Genomic DNA, 21,159 nt, shown 5'->3' on the forward strand with positions numbered 1-21,159 from the left:
TTCAGCCAATGTGTTGCATTGACCGGTTGAATCCGCCGCCCATACCCGACATCCGACATGCCACGGGTGGATGATGCAGCTCTGCCCAATTGGCGCCCATATTTGTCCAGAGTCTGTCCGACCATCACGACAGAGCCAAACTTACTCACCTAGCAGGTGCAGGTGGCGCTCCTATCAACATGGGCAGCGGATGTGGTTGACGCACTCTCGCCGTTCACTTAGGATACATGTATCCAATGTATCGAGGCATTCATTTGCTAGGAACTTCCAATGAAAAATGGTGAACATGAATTTACGGCGACCGTTCGTTGGTCTGGCAACAGGGGTCAGGGAACCCACACTTACCGTGGCTACGATCGCACTTGGGACATTGCTACGGACTCCAAGGTGATCGTGCATTGCTCAAACGACCCACTCCTCGGGGGTGATCCGACTAAACACAATCCAGAAGATCTCTTGCTGGCATCGCTTTCGTCATGCCACATGCTGTGGTACCTGCATCTCGCGAGCAGTGCGGGGATCGTCATTCACGGTTACTGTGACAACCCGATTGGAGTCGGCGAAACGTTGTCGAATGGAGCAGGTAGGTTTTTGCGCGCGACTTTGAGACCCAGCATTGTGGTTTCAAAAGGGAGTGATTTGAAGCTTGCTACCGAACTACACCATGAAGTTCACAAGTACTGCTTCATTGCTCGCTCTGTGAATTTCCCAGTGACCTATGAGGCCTCGTTCGAGGAGATTGAAAAATGATAAGTCGTACCTCCCATGATCGCGGCGCAAGCTTTAGACATGCGGCAAGCATCAATGTGTTGCGAGTTGTCTAAATCATGGCCACTACAGCGTCCGATATTGCCAATCGCATTCGCGTTGATCTAAACGCAGGTGCCTGGGCGCCAGGAGAAGCCTTGAGACAGGAGGAACTTGCCGACCGCTACGGTGCCAGTCGCATGCCTGTTAGAGAAGCCTTACTGCTGCTTGATGCTGAAGGGCTCGTTAGCATGCAGCCAAACAGAGGAGCTATCGTTGTCAAGCTGGACGAGCACGACGTGGCCGAGATATTCGACCTCAGGCGACAGGTCGAGACCTACCTTCTGACGCATGCTATCCCACGTCACGACGCAAAGAGCCTAGCGCGAGTTGAGGCGATTCAGCTTGAACTTGAAGCTGAAGACAGTCGTTCCGGATGGCTTGAAGGCGACAAGCAATTTCACGCCAGACTCTACGAACCGGCCGCAAGACCGCGAGCACTTGCTATTGCATCGACGCTGCGTGCTCAAGTAGAACGCTTTGGATTGCATACGCTGACTCCCCAGTCGCGAAGAATGGAATGGGCCAAAGAGCACCGCGACCTGATAGCAGCAGCTCACAGTAAGAACGTCGCTGCCTGCATTGAAGCTCTTATTGAGCACCTAAACCAAACGCAAGACGCAGTCCAAAGTCAAATACGAAACGCGACCTAGATGGCGACATGAGTAGAACTTAGAGCGTCAGACGAGACTCTGCTGCGGGGTTGTAAAGAAAATGGGGTCAAGTTCGTTCAAATGAACCAGAGCCAGCCATTTCCAATCCCTTATACGTGTTCGCCCGGAAAGTTTGGTCAACCGAAGGTCACCAAAGACGGTTCACTCAAATGTCGGCACGGTGGCTCAGTTCCGGACCGGCGCCAACAGGTAGCAGCAGTCGGTGTTTCAAATGCCGAAAAGCGGGCGCACGAAGCCTTGAGTGAGGAGTCAGGTGCTGCAGCGACCTCACTCGGACTTGGCCAGCTTCACCAGCTTGCGCCGCAGCAGGCGCTCATTCTCCATTTGCGCCTCGTAATCCGCGCGCACGCCGCGCCACAGCGCAATCGCCAGCAACACCAGCACCAAGGTGAAGGGCAGGGCGAAGACGATGGTGGCGGTTTGCAGCGCGCTGACGCCGCCCACGCTGATGAGGCTGGCGGCGATGGCGGCCACCAACAAGCCCCACATCAGCTTGCTGGCAGCATGCGGCTTGTCCTTGCCGCCGCTGCTCATCACGCTCAAGACCAAGGTGGCCGAGTCCCCCGAGGTGATGAAAAATACCACCACCAGCACGGTCGCGGCCAAGCTCATCAAGCCGCCCAGCGGCAAGGCGTCGAACATGCTGAACAGCGCGGTGGAAACGTCGGCCTGCACGGCTGCGCCGATCGGAACTCCCTCGAAAATCTGCAGATGCAGGGCGGTGCCGCCGAAGACCGAGAACCACAGGCAGGCTGCCAAGGTCGGCGCCAGCATGGTGCCCAGGATGAATTCCTTGATGCTGCGGCCGCGCGAGACTCGCGCGATGAACACGCCCACAAAGGGCGACCAAGATATCCACCAAGCCCAGTAGAAGACCGTCCAATCGCTGACCCAGCTGCTGTCGCGGAAGGGCGTCATGCGCAAGCTCATGCGCACAAACTCGCTGAAATAGCCGCCCAGATTATTAGTGAAGGCGTCAATGATGGCGACGCTGGGGCCAAGCACGAAGACCGTCAGCGCCAGTGCTGCTGCTAACACCAAGTTCCCACTGGATAGCCACTTCACGCCCCGGCCCAAGCCGCTCAGTGCCGAGGCCAGGAACAAAACGGTGGTCACCGCGATGATGATCAGCTGCACATGGAGCCCAATCGGCAGGCCAAAGAGCCGGGCCAAGCCCGCATTGATTTGCAAGGCGCCAACGCCCAGTGAGGCGGCCACGCCGAAAGCCGTCGCCACCACAGCCAGCACATTGATCACCGGCCCCAGGGCCTTGGCCCAGGCCCAGGGCAGCTCATCGGTGACCGAACTGATCAGCGCGGGCCGGCCGCGCCGGAATTGGAAGAAGCCGATGGCCAGACCCACCACGCTGTAGACGGCCCAGGGGTGCAGGCCCCAATGAAAAAAGCTGTAACGCATGGCGGCGTTGGCGGCCTCGGCGCTCTCGGGCGTAATGCCGGGCGGCGGTTTCAGAAAGTGCGAGACCGGCTCGGCAACTCCGTAAAACACCAGGCCTATGCCCATGCCGGCGGAGAACAACATGGCGAACCAGGCGGCGCGAGAAAATTCAGGCTTGTCGTCGTCGCCACCGAGCCGCAGCTGCCCGTAGCGGCCGAAGGCCAGGGTCAAGCAGCACAAGACCAGGCCCAGCACCACCCACAAATACAGCCAGCCGAAATTGCGTGTTAGCTGTTTGAGGGCGCCGTTAAAGAAAGCCCCCATCTCGGCCTGCGCGAGCAGGCCCCAGGCGACAACCAGTCCGATGATGAAAATTGAGATCCAACGTTGCATGGCGGTTTCTAGCGGTGGGCGCTTGCGTGTTTCACGGGCAGGCTGACGTTCTTGGGCCCGGAGCGGGCCGGGGTCTCAAGCTTGCAATGTAATTTGAAGACATGAATGTTCTTGCCACTGCATTTGAGTTCGGCTGAATATAGAACAGCTTTGAAATGCGGAAAACCCGACCGCAGAACGCGGGTTGGGCTTGAATGCAGGCGTTTCAACATTCCTTCTGCCGCCCGGGCTCCGGGGGGCCTGGGCGCGAAGACCTCTCGGTCAGGCGCGGCGGCGGCGCGCCGCGCCCAGGGCCAGCATGGCAATACCGGTCAACGCGTAGCTGGCCGGCTCGGGAATAGCGTTGCCGAGGGCTTGGACATTGATGTCGCTGGCCTTATCCCAGGTGTTGGCTTGGTTTGAAGTCCAGGAGCCACCAACGGTCAAGCCGCCGTCAGTAACTCGGTCCATGGCCGGGGCGGGTCAGTGAATGCTAAGAGGCCGACACCGTGAGTACGGCACTCAGCCACAAATGACGACAGCCACTGCATTGTTGATTTAGAGGTCGGCATTCTGGATGCCCGGTATGGGCACTGAGTTGATAGGCAGTGAGTGCCCTCGAAATGCCCCGGCCTGCACAAGGCCGACAGTTCGAACATGCGCCGCATAGTTGGCGTTCGGTTCGCCGGCCGTTTTGCTCAACGGCGGCTTACTGGCGGTGGCTCGACCCACCGCTGCCGACCAGTTTCAGTTTTCGATTTCGATTTCGACCCTGTTTCGCCCAAGTTTCTTGGCCCTGTAAAGCGCAGCATCTGCACGGGCGATCAGCCCATCGACGTCACTCGCGCCGTTAAAGGTAGACACTCCGAAACTCGCTGTCTTGTTGAGAACGACCGGAAAAACGAAGGCGGCAATAGCGCAGCGGAGTTTTTCGGCGAGCACGCAAGCACCCTCAAGCGGTGTGTTTCGACAAACTATCAAAAACTCTTCCCCGCCCCAGCGACCGACGAGGTCTACATCGCGCGATTGCGTTTTCAGAATATTCGCAATCCCCACAAGGACTTGATCACCCACCTGATGCCCATGGGTATCGTTCACTGCTTTGAAATGGTCGACATCGAGCAAGATGATCGATGTCGGCGCCTGCGTGCGTTCACCGAGGCGCGCCTGCTCCGCGAGCGCTTGGTCAAGTCGCAAGCGATTGAAAAGGCCTGTGAGCTTGTCTGAAACAGAAAGTGTCGCCAAGAGCTTGTTCTGTTCCATCAACAGAGCCTGTGTTTCGGCATTGGCCAGGGCAATGGCCCCATAGGCGCACAGGGAGCGGAAGATGGCGACCTCACGCTCGGCATAAGCCTTGGCTTTACTTGACTGGATGGTCATGACGCCCAGCAAGCGCTCGCCCACCAACAAGGGTGCAAACATCAAACTCAAAGTGGCCAGGGTGCCGGGCACCAACACTTCATGATCCCCCGCAATGTCGGCAATTACCTCCTGCCGCTCGCGCGCGCAGCGCGCGGCTTTGCTGATTGGGTCATCAAGTCGGGTGAGGTGCTGGGGCAGGGCTTGGCCGTCCTCGACACCAAACACCATCTTCAGCGCCTGGCCATCATCCTCAAGCCGGTAGATCACGAAGGCCGAGGCCTCCAGCAGCGTGTGCACATGCGTGTCCAGTGCGCTGAAGATCACCTCAGTGTTCAAATTTCCGGTGATGTCGCGGCCTACCGCCCCCAGTTTCTCCAGCGTGGCATTGGTTCGCTCCAAGGTGTTTGCCCGCTCCGCGTGGGCCAGCGCGAGTTGGCGCTGGTGCTCACCCTCAGCCCGGGCCTTTTCGATTTCGTGACTGACCTGCAGGGCGCTGGCGCGGTTACTGGCCTCGGTGCTGTGAATTTTTTCGCGCGCCTGGATGGCTTGCAACGCCATTTCATAGGCTTTGACATGGTTGCCGACCTTGGCGTATTCGCGCGCCATCGTCTCCAACAATTCGCTGGGCACGGTGTAATTCTCTACATTGGCAGCCGCATCGAGTGCCTGGTGCAGGTAATACAGCGGCGCATTGGCGGCGTGCATACCGATCGGAGTCGGCAATTCATGGCTTGTGTGAATATCGGCCAAGACTTGAAGGGCGCCAATCTTCCAGCCGGGATTCAACTTGGCCGCCGCCAGAGCGGCATTGGCTTGCTCCAAAGCCTTTTGTGGCTGCTTGAGCTGCAAAAGGGCACGGGCCTGGCCGCGCAGGGCAAGAGTCAGCAATTCTTCGGCACCCAAGGCCTGGGCGCGCTGCTCCAACAACTGAAAGGTGGACAGCGCGTCGCTGTAGTGCTGGAGGTCCATCTCCACTTTGCCCAGAATGGACAGCGCAACTGCATAGTGCTGGGAAGTGGTTGCATTCGCCATTAGCGCGATCGCCTCACGTAGCAACTCCTGGGCGACTTCATAGCGCCGCAATAGACGCAAGGTCTCGGCGGTTTGCATCAGTGCCATCCCGATGATGCTGGGCCAAGCACTGCGCCGCGCCAGTTCCAGTCCGCGCTGCATCCATTCAAGCGCGGCTTGATGGTCATTGAGGTTACTGAATTTGCCACCAGCGTTGGTTGCGGCAACGATAGCGCGCCGAATTTGTCCGCTTCCAAGTGCCAGCGTGTGGCATAGCCCGTAGTGCCGGATGGCCTCGACATATTCGCCGTCATGCCCGCCAGGAGCCCCAAAAAAGAATTCTGTTTGGGAAGCTGCTGCCGGGTGCATGGTGGCGCGTTGCGCAGCAAGGTGGCCGCCCCACTTTTTCCTGGCAGCGGCACCATCGCGGAACGCAGCGTCGGTTGCGAGCACCGCCTGAGCAAAGGTGCGTCGCACCGGATCACCGTCATTGGCGGAAGCGATCATCGCCTCCCATTCGGCATCCCGGCATGCAGTGTTGCCTTGGCTCTGCGCAATATAGGCTCGCAAGCCATGTGCATCGGCGCACCCGATGGCATCAGCGCAGGCGGTGAACTCCTGCAAGGCGTTCTCAGCCAAAACAACACCTGCATCCAACTCGTCGAACAACCACTTCGCCTCGCCGCGAATCAACATCAGCCGCGCTTGTATTGCGCGCCGCTTGCCGTCAGTCAGAGCAATACAACTGGCCGAGGCTAAACCAGCCTCAGCTTCATCGCTTAGCGCCAACGCACGCTTGGTGTCTCGTTGGCGCATTTGCCATGCCACAGCCACCAGTGCGTCCACGCGCTGCAGTCCCGTGGCCGACAACAGTTCCGCCTCCAGCTGCGCCACAGCCTCATCGGTCGCGAAGAGCTCAAGGGCGGTGCTCATGCCTTCAACTTTCGCAGCAAAAGCTTGTCTATAACCAAGGGGCAAACTATTGGATGCATGACCTCGCCTCGGAAGGATGTGACTCATCTTAGCGGCAGCAGCCGAAGGATTTGGACATCGAATTCGGGGCAATTGGCTGTTGGGATTGCATGCCGGCATGACTCAGTTCCGCCTATTCGAAGATTCGAGCAGCAGACATTTGGCCGCGTTTTACATGGGCAGGGTGAGCTGCCGGCCTGGATGGCCGTAGCTCACCCGAGACAGGACGTTGGCCTAGCCAACACTAGGGCGGGTTAGTGACGGCTTTTGGCCGGCACCGGGTGTCCGGCTCTCCACCACGATTGACTGCAGCCGCTGCTTTAGTGGCGACCGTCAACCCTGGAGTTGAACTTCGGCTTTGGGCACTGAATTGCCACGCGGTCTGTGCCCTCGAAATGTCCGGGCCTGCCCCAGGCCGACAGTTTGAACAGATGCCGCAAAGCTGACTTTCGGTTCGCCGACCGTTTTAGTCAACGTCGGCTTACGGGCGATGATGTGGCCTCCCGGTCCCGGCCAGTTCTTGTCATTCGGATTCGCACTGGCGGCGGCGGCAGGGTGAGGCCCCAACTGAGCTCTACACTACGCGCGAGTCTTGGCGACAGTTTGGCGATCTTGTGGAGGTCTATGAAAACTCATGTCCCGCAGATGAACAATCGAAAGCTTCCATGCTTATCGACCCATTAGCCTCCAAAGGGCCGCTGCGGGAGCGCGCTGAGCTCATCTATGAGGAGACGGCCGCCCGGTCTCTGCATGACCTCCAGGCCTCATCACCTGAACTGGCAATGCAGGCACTGCAAGAGTTGGGGGTACACCAGATCGAGTTGGAGTTACAAAATGAGGAATTGCGCCGGACTCAGGTCCAACTGTTCGTTTCCAACCAGCGGTATATCGGTCTCTACGATCTAGCTCCAGTCGGGTACTGCACCCTGAGCGAGGCTGGCTCCATATTGCAGGCGAACTTGACTTCGGGCACGCTCCTTGGCATGGCCAGGGACGCGATGGTCGATGTTCCACTTTCAAGGTTCATCTTCCGTGAAGATCAGGATATTTACTACCTGACGAGCCGAAAGCTAATGCGTGAGCGTCGGCCGCAATGCTGCGAGCTGCGGATGGTGAGGGTTGACGGGGCGCAAATCTGGGTTAATTTGGCGATCAAAGTCGAAGAGGACGAAGCCGCTCAAATCACATTTCTTGTCGCACTCAGCGATATCACCGAGCGCAAGCAGGCGGCGATCGCCAAGGCCGCCTCAGAGCGAGCCCTAGAGGCCAAGGAAGCCAATCAACGAATAGAGGGGTTGTCGCTCAAGGTGGCAATTGATGCCGCAGAAGCGAAGAAGCATGCCGGGCAGCTGGCAGATGAGCTGGAGGTGAATCGCGCCCTGATGACTTCAATAATTGATGAGTCACTTTCCCTCATCTACGCCACAGACCTGGAAGGGCGTTTCCTGATCGTCAACCGGGCATTTGAGAATCGGTTTGGGCGGTGTCGTTTAGAACTCTTGGGTAGGACAAGGGCTGACGCCCTTTCAGGAATCATGCCGGCCGAGGTTGCCGCTGAGCACTTCCGCAACGACCAGTTGGTCGTCGCCAAAGAGCACTCCTATGAGGTGGAGGAGACGAACGAAGAGCCGGACGGTACGCACTTCTACATCTCCCAAAAACATCCGCTTCGCGATCCCGGTGGCCGCATCTTTGGCGTCGCCGGAATTTCTACCGATCTGACGGGACGCAAGAATTTGGAGCTTGCCTTGCAAGGCTTGGTCAAGGACAAAGAATCGCTGCTTAAAGAAGTCCACCACCGGGTCAAGAACAACCTGCAAGTTATCTCAAGCTTGCTGAGTCTAGAAGCCCGTCGCAGCAAGTCAGCTACTACAGAAGCCGTGATCGATGACATGAAAAATCGTATCTTCGCTATGGCACAGCTGCACGAATCCTTGTACCGCTCTGGCACCTTTGCATCGGTGGACTTGGGCGCCTATCTTGGACAACTGGCCAAGCATTCATTCAGAGCCCTATCTGAGCACAATGGGTTGGTGCAGCTAAAGCTCAACATGGGTTCGGTGACAGTAGGAATGGATCAAGCTGGCTCAGCTGGATTGCTGCTCAACGAGTTGATCTCCAATTGTCTGAAACATGGGTTCCCCGAAGGATCATCTGGGGAAATTGGCGTGGAGCTGCAGCCATTCACGGACGCAGAGCTACTGTCTGATAACCGATGGTGTCTGCGTGTATCCGACACCGGGGTGGGATTCCCCTCCAACCTTGATGAGAAGCGGGCCGCCTCGCTTGGCCTGCAATTGGCCGGTGATCTTGGTCAACAGCTCGGCGGCACGCTAACAATTGGTTCGCCAGCCGGCGGCGGAACTCAATTCAGCATCGTGTTCACCGCCATGGAGCCCAAGGCATTGGTGATGCCATAACTACCGAATCCCGGATTCTTTCGACTTTATGGGGTCTACGTTTGGCCGGGAACGTGAGGCCACAACATCGCCAGTAAACCGCCGCTGACCATAACGGTCGGCGAACCAAACGTCAGCTATGCGGCACATGTTCGAACTGTCGGCCTTGTGCAGGCCGGGGCATTTCGAGGACCCTAACTGCTTGGCAACTCAGTGCCCTGAGTAGACGTTGGCCACGCTCCGCTTCAAGTCAGAGGCTACAAGCTCAACGAGTAGCTGCGTGAAATGGTTTCTTAGGGAGGTCTGACCATTGGCCCCGATCAGGTGCAGGCAATAGCGCGCCGGCAACTTCATTGGTGGCATGGGAGCAATAGGCTCCTACAAGGCCGAAAACACCTTGACCGCAGCCACCAAGCGCTGCGCCTGCACGCCCATGCTGATGGCAGAGGCACTGCTTTGCTCCACCATGGCGGCGTTTTGCTGTGTCATCTCGTCGAGCTGCGCGACCGCCAGCCCAACCTGCGAAATGCCCAGCGACTGCTCCTTGGAGGCTTGGGTAATTTCTGCCACCAGATCATTCACGCACCTCACCTGCCCCACAACATCGCCCATCGTGCGCCCGGCGTCTGTCACCAGGCGCGAGCCGTTCTCCACATTCTTGACCGACTCGTCAATCAGCGCCTTGATCTCCTTGGCTGCGGCGGCAGAGCGCCCTGCCAAGCTGCGCACTTCACTGGCGACCACGGCAAAACCACGCCCCTGCTCACCGGCGCGCGCCGCCTCCACCGCCGCATTCAAGGCCAGAATATTGGTCTGAAAAGCAATGCCGTCAATCACGCTGATGATGTCGGCAATCTTGCGGCTGGAGTTGGCAATCAATGTCATGGTGGATTCCACCTCGGCCATGGCCGCGCCGCCCTTGGCTGCCACTTCCGTGGCAGCGTGGGTCAACTTTGCGGCCTGCTGGGAAGTGTCTGAATTGAGGCGCACCGAAGCGGTTTGCTGTTCCATGGCGGCGGCAGTCTGCTCCAGGCTGGATGCAGTTTGCTCGGTGCGACTGGCCAGGTCATTGGTGGCGCTGGTGATTTCTTGGCTGGCCACTTCCACACCGCTTGCCTGCTCAAACACGTCGGCCACCAGTGACTGCAAATTCAACCCGGCCTGGTTGATGGCGCGGGCGATCAATCCGATCTCGTCACAACGATTGAGATTGAGGTCTTGACCCGCTTCACCGCTGGCGACTTGCTGTGCCACGCCGAGGATTTTGCCAAGCGGTGAAGACAGCTGGGCTTCGATAAACCCGTTGGCCAGCAAAAGGCTGGCAGCCACCGCTGCGCCGATGCTAGCCAGGGCCACCCCACCCACAGCAGAGAAAGACAGCGCCACCCCGGTGACCAGTGCCACAGCGAGCAGAGGCAGTCTCACGCGCCAGGCAGTGGGCAGTAGCTGCAAGGCGCTGGACGACCTCTAAATCAACGATGCAGCGGCTGCAGTCACTGGCCGCTTTGGGCCGGACTCACTGTGCCGGCCATACAGCGGTCACTTACCCGCAGCAGATTTTGCGGCGGTGATTTCGAGTCTCGAATGTGCAGCGGTCATTTGCGCAAGAAATCTGGCAAATTGCGCAGCTGTAGGCTAGGCACCCCCGAAGCGGGGGATGTAGACGGCGCCGAATCCCCGTATAAACCCGACCTCGCATTCGTACTCAAGCTAACTTTCCTAAAAAAACCATGAGAAATCGTTTCGCTGCCACGCTGATCCTCGCTAGCTTTCCCATGCTTGCATACGCCGATGCGTCGTTGAGCTTCAGCCTCGGCGTTGAGAGCAGCAGCACACAAGAATTCAAATACCTCAGTAGCTCGGACCTGCCGGTCAGCTTCAATAGCGGCCTGCAGACCATTTCAGTCGGCAATGCCAAGGCCTCGCTGCAGGCCTGGGCCAACCCGAGCACCGGTATGTTCAAGTCCATCGTCAGCGCTGAGGTCGGCCCCGGGCTGGCCCCGATCAACACCGCCAACGCCTATGCGAGTTTCAATCTTGGCGACACCCTGCGCTTCACCGGGCCCGGCGACAAGGTGCAGGTCAGTTTTTCGCTGTCGCACGACACCGTGATCAGCGGCATGGACGCGCAGCAGTTCAGCGCCTACGAGCAGATCGACCACATCATCCGCGCCGGCTCGCGCAACAGCCTGTCGCTCAACTACTCGGTAGCCAATCCAAACTATGACCCGGCTGCGACCTGCATCGATTACGGCAGCGACGGAATGTATTGCCCACCCGAGACGCAACAGACGCTGCATATCAGCGAGTACAAAGGCGGGGAAACCGGCGGCCAGTTTGAGTACCAGAGAAATTATTGGACGGGTGTGCGCCAAGTTGTGCGCTTTGGTGAGGGCGACGGCCATTACACCGCCACCCATACCTACACCTTTGAGCTGCCTACCAATGTCGACATCAGCTTGGGCTATAGCGCCTCCAACAACGCGGAGTGTTACCACATGGCCAATTGCAGCCTGCTGAGTGATGCCTCGCATTCGGAGTATTTCGGCATCAGCGTGCAGGGCGGTAGCTTCACTTCGGCGAGCCAGTACCAATACCTCGGCTTGGCCGCGGCGGTGCCGGAGCCCGAAAGCGCCTTGATGTTGTTGGCCGGTCTGCTGGGTCTGGCTGCTTGGCGCCGCAGCCAAGTCCGCGCCGACTGAATGATGGCTTGGGCGAAGTGGAGGTAGAAGAAACGGCGCCTAAGGCGCCGTTGTTCCTTAGCGGGCCTTCGTTGGGTCGCGTATGAAACTAGCTCCATACGATTTGACATGGATCGAGGAAGCGGATTTCGGGCACTCAGGATTTTGACGTCGAGACCAGCGAGATGCAGAAGGCGGTTACAGCTCTCCGGCGAGTTCGGTTGGAAAACTATTCACGCAGGAGCTTTCGCCACGACAACAAGCTCGTCGGCCGACGGTCGCCGTTGCCGGCCTTTCCGGCCGAGTGCGCCTATCCCAGTCAGCCCCACTAGCCAAAAGGCCCAAGTGGACGGTTCGGGTACCGCGCTGGCCAACAACAGGCCGGAACGGCTTGTCCAAGTGACGCCCGTTGGCACGTCGATGGTCACCAGCTTAGCAGTGTGCGAAGCGTCGAGCGAGTCGCCCGCGTCCATTGACTTGTACGTCTTGAGAAGCATGTCGAATGAGAAGTAAATGTCGTAGCCTGTTGGCGTGATGGTGGTGAATTGCGGGTACTGGGTGATCAACGTTTTCAGATAGCTGGGTTTGAGGTCGGCTACCAATGTGACCGTCCCGCCATTGCTGAGCCGGGTGTCCGTGCCGATGTAGATGTTGTCAAACGCACCTATGCCGCTGCCGTTACGGACCCCGATGCTGGCCTGGCCCAGGGTCTTGTTTGTGATCGTGGGCCCGGCGTTCGGGTCATGGAGCCAGCCGGCATGCACATCCATCTTCAATAGGATGGAACTGGGCAGCAGGTTGCCGTAAGGGATATGGAAGCTCAGAGTGTCGTGCAGGGTCGACAGTGCACCCGAAGTGGCCCAGCTGCCATCAGACAATGGGAGCGACCCGTTGGCGCTGATGCTCAGACTGGCCGATGCCATGTCGGCACTAGCAGTGGACGTGGCGGTACGAAGCATCTGACCGTTTCGCAGATCCTGTATCCCGCCGACTGCAGTGCCGCCGGACGTGAGCGGGTCATAAATGCCGCCTCCGCTTCCGGTCACCGCGCTGTAATAGGAGCTGAACGTCCTCGCGCCGGCGCCCGAGCTGCCGTACACCTCTGATTTGTCGACCGGAATCCAGTCGGCGCGGGCAGCGTTGCAGGCGGCACCGATCAGCGCTGCGGCAATCCAGAATCGTTTGGCATTCATCAACACTCCCTGAGGGTGGTTTGCAGTTTGTACTGCGGATCACGGCGGGCCGCTCCCAAGACCGTCGCCACTCCAAGAGAACGGAATGAGGGTCGGCGTAGTCGGGCGCGTTCGCAGTCGAGCTTAAGTTTGCCGACGAGCCGCTGCTTCGTCGACCCGGTGCTGTACCGCCTTCTCGGTACAAGGCTTCGACCTAGGGGGGCGCTGGCCGGCGCCGATGCTGTCGATTGCCGAAATTGAATCTTCCTGGGCGATTCGCAGCTGCCATGGGCCCTCACTCATCGTCGAAGAACCAAACGTCAGCTAAGCGGCGCTTGTTCGAACTTTCGGCCTAGCGCAGGCCGGGACATTTCGAGGGCACCGGCTGCTCGGCAACTCCGTGCCCAGTGCACTCGCCCACTTAAGCTTCTTGAAATCGGATCCTCAGCAGTAAGCAGCCGTTGCAAAGCGTCAGCCTTCAGGACGTCCGAGTCCTTTCGATCAAAGTGTATCGACTCGACAAGACTTTTTGTCGCGCCGCCACCAAGGTTCAACAGGTGGGTGCAGTTCATGTTCGTGGCCAGGTCAGAATGGCCGAGCAAGTCCTGAACTGTTGGGATGCCCGAGGCCAAATGACGCCCAATGGCGCCGAAAACACTGTATGGCGCAGCCAGCAACAGGCCATGCAATGCAAGGTTGAAGTGTGCTGCACAATCACGCTCCTATGTCCGACCCAACCCATTCCACTGCCCAAATTGCCGAGCAGCGGCGCCTTCAGATGGCCGACATCGCGCGCCTTGCTGGTGTCTCGGTGTCGACTGTTTCACGCGCACTCAACGGCAGCAGCCTCGTCAACGCTGAGACACGCGAACGTGTGGCTGAGCTGGCGCGCTCGCTCAACTATTCGATCAACCTCAGCGCCCAGAACTTGCGCCTGCAGAAAAATCGCACGGTAGCTGTTGTTTTGCCATTTGAGGCCGAATCGCGCCAGCACATCTCCGATCCCTTCTTCCTTGCCCTGATTGGCAGCATCGCCGACGCGCTGACCGATCAGGGCTACGACATGCTGCTGTCCCGGGTCGATGCGGAGCACTTGGATCTGGCCGCGCAGTTCTACGACTCGGGCAAGGCGATCGGTGTGCTGATGATTGGCCAGTGGCGCCACCATGACCAACTGAACGCGCTGGCAGCGCGCCAACTGCCGCTGGTCGTGTGGGGCGGCGCGCTGCCCCGGCAGCTGTACTGCAGCATTGGCGGGGACAACATCGCCGGCGGTCAACTGGCCACGACGCATCTGCTCGCCCGGGGCTGCCGGCGCATCGCGTTTCTGGGCGATGCGCAACTGCCCGAGGTCTGGCTGCGTCGTGAGGGCTATAGCCAGGCCTTGCGCCAAGCCGGATTGCAAGCTGATCCGGCGCTGGAGCTCGCCCTGTCGTTCGAACCGGCGGCGGCACGCGCGGCGATTGCTCGGTGGTTGCCTGCTGCGCCGGGTTTCGACGCGATCTTTGCTTGCAGCGACCTGCTGGCTCTGCAGGCGATCCAGTTGCTGCGCGCGAGCGGCCAGCGGGTGCCCGAGGACATTGCCGTCGTCGGCTTCGACGACATGCCGCTGGCTGCCTACTGCGACCCACCGCTGACGACGGTGCACCAACCGGTGGCCGAGGCAGGCGCCGAGTTGGTCGCCTCGCTGATGGCGCAACTGAGCGGTGAAAAAGCGCTGCCGCGCACGCTGGACGTGCAGTTGGTGGTCCGCGCCAGTGCGCCCTAACAATTGATCCAGCGATTGATCTGGCGATTGAGTTGACGATCGATTGCAACGCTGATCTCTAACTTGCCTCAGCGTCTCGGTGAGCATGCCGAGAGTTCCGATGAAATCTAAGTTTTTTGCAATACACCTCCTCGTTTTCCCTAGTTTGCAATCGATTGCAATAACAGCCAAAATGGTGCCAACGAGACGGTGTTGGTGCGGCTTGCCCCAAGATGTTGCAGACAGCACGGTCTCGAACTACAGCCAGGCAGCGGTTTCCCGATCTGCCGGCAACACCAGGAGACTCTGATGCCCGCCTTGACGACCCACATTCGCCGTTGCCCGACCGCGCTCGCCGCCATCAGCCTCGCGCTGCTGCAGCTGAGCGCTCAAGCTCAATCCACCACCAGGGATACATCACCGCCATCTCCTGCTGCAGAGAAGGATGGTCTGAAGCTCGACCTGGTTGTCATGACCGGCACCTCGACGCGCAGCTCGAAGATGAAGCAAAGCGTCTCGGTCAGCACGGTCGACAGCGAGCAGATCGCCAAGACAGGTGCCACCAGTGCGACCGAGCTGCTTCGCTCGGTGCCGGGCTTGCGCTCAGAGTCGACCGGCGGTGAGGGCAATGCCAATGTGACCGTGCGCGGCGTGCCGCTGTCGGCTGGCGGCTCGCGCTATGTGCAGATGCAGGAAGACGGCTTGCCCTTGCTGATGTTCGGTGACATCGCCTTCGGCACCGCCGACCAGTTTCTGCGCGTGGACTACAGCACCGACCGGCTCGAAGTCATACGCGGCGGTTCGGCCTCTACCCTGGCTTCGAACTCGCCCGGCGGCATCGTCAACTTCATCAGCAAGACCGGCGCAGAAAAGGGCGGCAGCATCGGCCTGACCGCCGGCCTCGGCAACGAGCTGTTCCGTCTCGATGCCAACTATGGTGCGAGCCTCGGCAACGGCACGAGCTTTCATATCGGCGGCTTTCAGCGCATCGGCGAAGGGGGGCGGCCGACCGGGCAGAACGTCGAGAACGGCGGTCAGATCAAGGCCAACCTGACGCAAAAGTTCGACAAGGGCTATGTGCGCCTGAGTCTGAAGCTGCTGGACGACAAGACGCCTTCGCTGCTGCCGGTGCCGGTCACCGTCAGCAACGGCAATATCCACACCATCCCCGGCATTGACCCGCGCACTGCCTTCTTCCTGACGCCAAGCTTGGCCAAGGACACCAGCTTCAACAAGGACGGCGGCACCACAACCTCGTCTACACGCGATGGCCTTCACGTGAAGAGCCAGGCAGTCGGCTTCGAGGCTGGCGTCGACCTGGGCAACGAATACAGCATCGACGAGAAGTTCCGCCGCAGCAGCAATTCAGGCCGCTTCATCGCCTTGTTCCCAGGTGATAACGGCAACAACGGCAGCGCCAAGTCATTCACCGGGGTGCTCTTCAATACCTCGCTGGACAACTTCGACAACACCTTCAACGACATCAAGCTGAGCAAGGTGATCAAAACCAGCGGCGGCGTCAAGACGACGCTGGTCGGCGGCCTCTTCTACGGCGTGCAAAACGTCGCCCAGACCTGGTTCTGGAATCGCTACAACCTGACGCTGGACGGCGAGAACGCCAAGGTCGTCGATGCCGCCGGCAATCCGACTTCGGCCCCGGCCGGCCTGGGCTGGACCACCTTTGGCGGCTGCTGCACCCGCACCTGGGACGTGCAGTACACCGAGACCTCGCCTTATGTTGCCAGCACGGTTGAATTCGGCGCGTTGATCGTCGACGGCAGCCTGCGTCGGGACCAGCAAAAGGCCCGCGGCTACACGCTCAACGGCGACAACACCGCGCAGACCTGGGATACCGCCAGCCAGAAGACGGTCAACTACGACGTCAAGCACACCTCCTATTCGCTGGGCGCCAACTACGCGTTCAACCCCAATCTGGCCGCTTTTGCCCGCGCCAGCAACGGCGTGGCCTTCAGCGCCGACCGCCTGCTCTACGGCAATCCGCTTGACGGTTCGGTGCCTATCAGTACCAACGAGATCGACCAGGTCGAAGCCGGCGTGAAGTGGCGCGCCAAGGGCCTGAGCGTTTTCGCGACGCTGTTCAATGCCCGCACCAATGAAAGCAATTACGAGGTGACGACGCAGAAGTTCAGCGCCACCAAGTACGAGGCCAGCGGTATCGAGCTCGAAGCGGCCTACGCCATCGGCGACTTCCGCCTCAGCGGGGGTGCCACCTTCACCGACGCCGAGATCAGGTCGTCCAACAACGCGGCCATCGTCGGCAAGAAGCCGCGCCGTCAGGCCGACTTCATCTATCAGATCGCACCCAGCTACGCCTGGGGTGATCTGGAGCTGGGCGCCGCCTTGGTCGGTTCGGGCAAGTCTTACGGCGACGACGACAACACCATCCGCATGAAGGGCTACACCCTCGTCAACGCCTTCGTGAACTACCAGCTGAGCCCGCAGGCGATGCTGTCCGTGTCGGCCAATAACCTGTTCAATACCTTGGCTTACACCGAGATCGAAGGCGACGGTCATGCGGCACGCGCCTTCAACGGCCGCACCGTGCGGGCGACCTTGAAGTACAGCTTCTGAGCGTGATGATGAACGTCGCTCCCCAAGCCTTGGTGCCCTCGGTCTTGCTTGTCGGCGAGGCGCTTGTCGACGAGTTCCGCGAGCGGCGTGTGGCCGGCGGCGCGCCCTTCAATGTCGCGCGTTCGCTGGCGGCGCTGAGGCCCGGTCTGCCGGTGTGCTTGGTCACCCGGCTGCACCCGGCGGATGAGGGCGGGGCGGCACTGCTCGCCAGCAGCCGGCGCTTCAATCTGAGCCTGGCGGGCATCCAGCACGAGCCGGTCCATGCTACGGGTCGGGTGGCGGTGCTGGAGGAGGGTGGCGGCCATCACTTCGAAATCCATGCGCCATCGGCCTGGGACTTCATCGAACTGGCGCCCGCGCAGGCCTTGCTGGCTGCGGCACCGCCGGCCTTCTTCTACTTCGGCAGCCTGGCCCAGCGCGGTGCGGTGTCGCGCGCCAGCATTCGTGCGTTGGCGCAGCAAGCCGGCGAGCTCGGCAGCACGCGTTATCTGGACCTGAACTTGCGCGACGGCAGCTCTGAGGCGCTGCTGGCCGCTGAGTCTCTGGCGCTGAGCGATTGGCTCAAGGTCAATGAACATGAGCTGGCGCAGCTGTTCGCTTGGTTCGGCACGGCGGATGATGCGCAGGCCGACATGCTGGGCGATGCATCCGCACTCGCAGCGCCGGTGCAGCGCTTGATGCAATGCTTCAGCTTGCAGCGCCTGATCCTCACGCGCGGCGCCGCAGGCTACGTGGCGTTTGACGCGCAGGGCAGGGTGCTGGCGCAAGCGGCTGGCCTTGTCGTTTCTCCAATGGTCGACACGGTCGGCGCCGGCGACGCTTTCTCGGCCATGCTGCTCAGCGCCTGTCTGGCTGGTTTGGAGCTGGCGCAGGCGCTGGCTCTGGCCAACCGCTATGCCGCGGCGCTGTGCGGCGAGCGCGGGCCGCTGCCGGACGATGATGCCTTCTTTGCGCCGTGGCGGGCGCTGTTGCTGAAGGAATCAACGCGATGAGCACTCTCAAGCCCAGACTCACGTTCTGGCAGATCGTCAGCATGAATGTCGGTTTCTTCGGCATCCAATTCAGCTTCGGTCTGCAGCAGAGCAATATGAGCCCGATTTATCAATACCTCGGCGCGGACGAGGCCAGCTTGCCGCTGCTATGGCTGGCCGGACCGATGACGGGCCTGCTGGTGCAGCCGCTGATCGGCGCGATGAGTGACCGCACGGTCTCGCGCTGGGGGCGGCGCACGCCGTACTTTCTGATCGGCGCGATCCTGTGCAGCCTGGGGCTGCTGCTGATGCCATTCAGCCCCACGCTGTGGTTCGCCGCCGGCCTGCTGTGGATACTTGACGCGGCCAACAATGTGACGATGGAGCCGTACCGGGCCTATGTGTCCGATCGGCTCGACAGCAGCCAGCACTCGCTCGGCTTCCTGACGCAAGCCGCCTTCACCGGCCTGGCGCAGACCTTAGCCTACCTGGCGCCGAGCTTGCTGGTCTGGTTCGGTATGAACAAGGACGCGCTGGCCGGCAACCAGATTCCGCAGATCACCGTAACGGCCTTCCTGATCGGTGCTTTCTTCTCGATCACCACCGTCTGGTGGTCGGTGCGCCAGGTGCCGGAGCTGCCGCTGACCGCGGCCGAGCTGCAGCATATCCAGGCCCAGCCGCGCGGCCTGCGCGCCACGCTCACCGAAATCTGGGATGCCTTGCGCGATATGCCGACGACGATGCGTCAGCTCTGGTGGATGAAGCTGTTCCAGTGGTACGCGATGATGTGCTACTGGATCTACATCGTGCCCTCGCTGGCCAGCACGGTCTTCCACACCAGCGACGCCACGTCCGAAGGTTTCCGCGATGCCGGCCTGCTGAACGGCCAGATCGGCGGTTTCTACAACTTCGTCGCCTTTTTGTCGGCCTTTGCGATGGTGCCGTTCACGCGCCGCTTCGGCGCCAAGTATGTGCACGCGCTGTGCTTGTGTCTGGCGGGCGCCGGCATGTGGGCGATCCCCGAGATCCAGAACCGTTGGCTGCTGTTGCTGCCGATGCTTGGTGTCGGTATGGCCTGGGCCAGCATCATGGGCAACCCCTATGTGCTGCTGGCCGGCAGCATCCCGCCGGAGCGCGCGGGCGTCTATATGGGCATCTTCAATATGTTCATCGTGATCCCGATGCTGATCCAGATGGTGACGCTGCCGCTGATCTACCACCGCCTGCTCGACGGCCACCCCGACAACGTCATCCGCCTGGCCGGCGCCTTGCTCGTCTGCGCCGCGCTGGCCGTGCTGCGCGTGCAGACCCGGCCGGCCGCCTCCGCCGTACCCACCGCCTAAGCCCCATGAAAAACCAAGTTCAACTGATTACCTATGTCGACCGCCTCGGCGGCCGGCTCGATGGCCAAGACCTGCAGCGCCTGCGTGCCTTGCTCGCACCCGGCGGCGCGCTCGCGGGCCTGTTCGGCGGCGTGCACTTGCTGCCTTTCTTCCACGCAATCGACGGAGCCGACGCCGGCTTTGACCCGATCGACCACACGCAAGTCGATCCGCGCCTGGGCGACTGGGCCGACGTGAAGGCGCTGTCCGAAACCGTGGAGGTCATGGGTGACGTGATCGTCAACCACATGTCCAGCGCCTCGCCGCAGTTCCTCGACTACTCCGCGCGTGGCGATGATTCGCCCTATGCCGGCTTGTTCCTGACACTCGATGCGGTGTTCCCGCAAGGGGCGTCTGAACGTGATCTGATGACCGTCTACCGCCCGCGGCCGGGCCTGCCGCTGCAGCCGGTGACTCTGAAGAACGGCCAGAAGAAGATCCTCTGGACCACCTTCACCCCGACCCAGATCGACATCGCCATCGACCATCCCCAGGGGCGCGCCTATCTGGACAGCATCCTGCAGACCTTCGCAGCGCAAGGCATCGCGATGGTGCGGCTAGACGCGGTGGGCTACGCGATCAAGAAGGCCGGCAGCAGCTGCTTCATGATGGCCGAGACCTTCGAGTTCATCGACGAGTTCGCCGCCCGTGCCAAGGCGCTGGGCATCGAGGTGCTGGTCGAGATCCATGCCTACTACCGGCGCCAGATCGAGATCGCCGCTCGGGTCGACTGGGTTTATGACTTCGCGCTGCCGCCCTTGGTGCTGCACGCGTTCGTCTTTGCCACCGCCGCGCCGTTGAAGGCCTGGATCGCCGAGCGGCCGAGCAATGCGCTGACGGTGCTTGATACGCACGACGGCATCGGCATCATCGACATCGGAGCCGACTCGGCCGACCGCGTTGGTCAGCCCGGCCTCGTGCCGCCGGCCGAGCTCGACGCGCTGGTTGAACGCATCCACGCGAACAGCGGCGGCAGCAGTCGCCAGGCCACCGGTGCTGCGGCCTCCAACCTCGACCTCTACCAGGTCAACTGCACTTTTTACGAGGCACTCGGCCGTGACGACACGCGCTATCTGCTGTCACGAGCGGTGCAGTTCTTCTTGCCCGGCGTGCCGCAGGTCTATTACGTCGGCCTGCTGGCCGGCCACAACGACATGACGTTGCTCGCGCGCAGCGGCGTTGGCCGCGACATCAACCGGCACTACTACGACGAGGCCGAGATCGCGGCTGAGCTTCAGCGCCCGGTCGTGGCCGAGTTGCTGAAGTTGATCCGACTCCGTAGCACCCACCCGGCCTTCAATGGCAGCTTCGAGCGGCTGGACAGCGCGCCCAGCGTGCTGCAGCTGCGATGGCGTCTGCAAGACGGCGGGCATGAGGCGCAACTCAGCGTTGACTTCGCCACGCTTGCTCACGAACTGCGCTTCAGCGATGCCGCAGCAAGCGATGGCTGGCAGTGTCTGCGCTGGGTCTACTGACAGGGCGTTGAAAAACCCAGCGAGGACGGTTTTCTATGTTGACGGCGATGCTGAACCTGCTGGCGACGAGGATGTCGCGGTGCTCGTTAGAAAGACGGTTCGACTCGGCGGGACGTTGATACTGAACCGCCACCATTTTCGTTGGGT

Annotated in this window: 14 protein-coding genes; 9 read left to right on the forward strand and 5 right to left on the reverse strand. The window is 60.6% G+C overall.

Features of this window, described 5'->3' with window-relative positions:
• Positions 1-270: 270 nt before the first annotated feature.
• Both LNV09_RS17655 and LNV09_RS17660 read left to right on the forward strand, forming a co-directional pair.
• Positions 271-750, forward strand: coding sequence for an OsmC family protein (locus LNV09_RS17655; RefSeq protein ID WP_263558387.1), 480 nt, complete (start codon positions 271-273; stop codon positions 748-750).
• Positions 751-827: 77 nt separating this feature from the next.
• Complete coding sequence (locus tag LNV09_RS17660; RefSeq protein ID WP_263558388.1) at positions 828-1,460, forward strand: GntR family transcriptional regulator; 633 nt, start codon at positions 828-830, stop codon at positions 1,458-1,460.
• A gap of 288 nt (positions 1,461-1,748) precedes the next feature.
• Here LNV09_RS17660 and LNV09_RS17665 read toward each other — a convergent pair whose 3' ends face one another.
• The 3 genes from LNV09_RS17665 to LNV09_RS17675 form a co-directional block, all read right to left on the reverse strand.
• Complete coding sequence (locus LNV09_RS17665; protein ID WP_263558389.1) at positions 1,749-3,269, reverse strand: BCCT family transporter; 1,521 nt, start codon at positions 3,267-3,269, stop codon at positions 1,749-1,751.
• Between the two features lie 261 nt (positions 3,270-3,530).
• Positions 3,531-3,719 carry a PEP-CTERM sorting domain-containing protein gene (locus LNV09_RS17670; protein WP_263558390.1) on the reverse strand — a complete coding sequence of 63 codons (189 nt, stop codon included), beginning with the start codon at positions 3,717-3,719 and terminating at the stop codon, positions 3,531-3,533.
• A 276-nt stretch (positions 3,720-3,995) separates the two neighbouring features.
• A complete protein-coding gene (locus tag LNV09_RS17675) occupies positions 3,996-6,554 on the reverse strand; it encodes a GGDEF domain-containing protein (protein ID WP_263558391.1) in 2,559 nt (852 codons plus the stop codon).
• A gap of 704 nt (positions 6,555-7,258) precedes the next feature.
• On the opposite strand from LNV09_RS17675, the gene LNV09_RS17680 reads away from it, so the two are divergent.
• On the forward strand, positions 7,259-9,013 hold the full coding sequence (locus tag LNV09_RS17680) for a sensor histidine kinase (RefSeq protein WP_263558392.1): 1,755 nt from the start codon (positions 7,259-7,261) through the stop codon (positions 9,011-9,013).
• A gap of 357 nt (positions 9,014-9,370) precedes the next feature.
• Here the strand turns inward: LNV09_RS17680 and LNV09_RS17685 are convergent, their stop codons facing one another.
• A complete protein-coding gene (locus tag LNV09_RS17685; RefSeq protein WP_318023305.1) occupies positions 9,371-10,417 on the reverse strand; it encodes a methyl-accepting chemotaxis protein in 1,047 nt (348 codons plus the stop codon).
• 350 nt (positions 10,418-10,767) lie between these two features.
• Here LNV09_RS17685 and LNV09_RS17695 point away from each other — a divergent pair, with 350 nt between their 5' ends.
• The gene (locus tag LNV09_RS17695) at positions 10,768-11,694 is read left to right on the forward strand and encodes a PEP-CTERM sorting domain-containing protein (protein WP_263558393.1); all 927 of its coding nucleotides are present in this window, start codon (positions 10,768-10,770) and stop codon (positions 11,692-11,694) included.
• A gap of 212 nt (positions 11,695-11,906) precedes the next feature.
• Here LNV09_RS17695 and LNV09_RS17700 read toward each other — a convergent pair whose 3' ends face one another.
• Positions 11,907-12,866 (reverse strand): PEP-CTERM sorting domain-containing protein, encoded by a 960-nt coding sequence (locus LNV09_RS17700; RefSeq protein ID WP_263558394.1) that lies wholly within the window; start codon positions 12,864-12,866, stop codon positions 11,907-11,909.
• A gap of 703 nt (positions 12,867-13,569) precedes the next feature.
• Between LNV09_RS17700 and LNV09_RS17705 the strand changes: the two genes are divergently transcribed.
• The 5 genes from LNV09_RS17705 (at position 13,570) to gtfA (ending at position 21,012) form a co-directional block, all read left to right on the forward strand.
• Positions 13,570-14,613 carry a LacI family DNA-binding transcriptional regulator gene (locus LNV09_RS17705; RefSeq protein ID WP_263558395.1) on the forward strand — a complete coding sequence of 348 codons (1,044 nt, stop codon included), beginning with the start codon at positions 13,570-13,572 and terminating at the stop codon, positions 14,611-14,613.
• Positions 14,614-14,901: 288 nt separating this feature from the next.
• Positions 14,902-17,184, forward strand: coding sequence for a TonB-dependent receptor (locus LNV09_RS17710; protein WP_263558396.1), 2,283 nt, complete (start codon positions 14,902-14,904; stop codon positions 17,182-17,184).
• 8 nt (positions 17,185-17,192) lie between these two features.
• Complete coding sequence (locus LNV09_RS17715) at positions 17,193-18,176, forward strand: PfkB family carbohydrate kinase (RefSeq protein ID WP_263558397.1); 984 nt, start codon at positions 17,193-17,195, stop codon at positions 18,174-18,176.
• Positions 18,173-19,498 (forward strand): MFS transporter, encoded by a 1,326-nt coding sequence (locus tag LNV09_RS17720; RefSeq protein WP_263558398.1) that lies wholly within the window; start codon positions 18,173-18,175, stop codon positions 19,496-19,498. The genes LNV09_RS17715 and LNV09_RS17720 overlap by 4 nt, the downstream gene beginning before the upstream one ends.
• Positions 19,499-19,503: 5 nt before the next feature.
• Positions 19,504-21,012 carry a sucrose phosphorylase gene (gene gtfA, locus LNV09_RS17725; protein WP_263558399.1) on the forward strand — a complete coding sequence of 503 codons (1,509 nt, stop codon included), beginning with the start codon at positions 19,504-19,506 and terminating at the stop codon, positions 21,010-21,012.
• Positions 21,013-21,159 lie beyond the last annotated feature (147 nt).

It is taken from the genome of Paucibacter sp. B2R-40, assembly GCF_025717555.1.
Lineage (GTDB): Bacteria > Pseudomonadota > Gammaproteobacteria > Burkholderiales > Burkholderiaceae_C > Paucibacter_A.